General features: G+C 75.3%; 1 protein-coding gene. It reads left to right on the forward strand.

The window, feature by feature from the left end; all coding sequences use genetic code 11:
- The coding region (locus IU476_RS35725; protein WP_195106769.1) for a Trp biosynthesis-associated membrane protein at positions 1-352 on the forward strand (352 nt) is incomplete at both ends.

Below are 352 nucleotides of genomic sequence, written 5' to 3' on the forward strand. Positions count from 1 at the left end.
TGGTTCGGCGCGCTGACGCCGCTGTCGCTGGTGCTGCTGGCGTCGATCGCCGCGATTATGGCGACCCGGGGCTTGCTGCGCCGGACGCTCGGGGTGGTGGTGGCGGTGCTGGCGGCGGTGGCCGCCGTGCCCGGATTCGCTCTGCTGACCGGTCACACCGCGACGGCCGAGCGAGCCGCCCGGCTGGCCGAGCTCCCGGCGCGGGCGCACGTGGACCAGGTGACCACGGTGACGGTCCCGGCCGTGCTGACGTTGATCGGCGCGGTGGCCGCGTTCGCGGCGGGCGTGCTGCTGGCCCGGATGCCGGAGACCGCCGCGCGGCTGTCCGGCAAGTACGACAACCCGGTGTTCC

It is taken from the genome of Nocardia blacklockiae, from assembly GCF_015477355.1.
GTDB classification, from domain to species: Bacteria; Actinomycetota; Actinomycetes; order Mycobacteriales; family Mycobacteriaceae; genus Nocardia; species Nocardia blacklockiae.